The sequence below is a fragment of the Sulfitobacter sp. HI0027 genome (assembly GCF_001634775.1).
In the GTDB taxonomy this organism is placed as follows: Bacteria; Pseudomonadota; Alphaproteobacteria; order Rhodobacterales; family Rhodobacteraceae; genus Sulfitobacter.
This window is the reverse complement of the sequence record NZ_LWER01000375.1, coordinates 1-234: the sequence shown is the minus strand read 5'-3', so window position 1 is coordinate 234 and position 234 is coordinate 1. Positions and strand designations below refer to the sequence as shown.

1 pseudogene is annotated in these 234 nt (G+C 63.7%); it reads right to left on the bottom strand.

Going from position 1 to position 234, the window contains the following annotated elements:
* A pseudogene (locus A3722_RS17380) lies at nt 1-234 on the bottom strand (UDP-N-acetylglucosamine 1-carboxyvinyltransferase); the annotation flags it as partial.

Sequence of the window (234 nt, the reverse complement as noted above, 5' to 3'; positions counted from 1 at the left end):
CATGCAGGCTATCGACGCCCTGAATGGTGATGCTCGGTGTGCCGTCACCTTCAATCTGCGCGCCCATGGCCCGCAGGCAGTCTGCCAGATCGACGATCTCAGGCTCCCGCGCGGCGTTGTTGATAACGGTGGTCCCCTTGGCCAGCGTCGCGGCCATCAGGATATTCCCGGTCGCCCCCACAGAGGCAAAGGGGAAATCGATCACGGCGCCCTTGAGTTTGCCTCCCTCGGCCT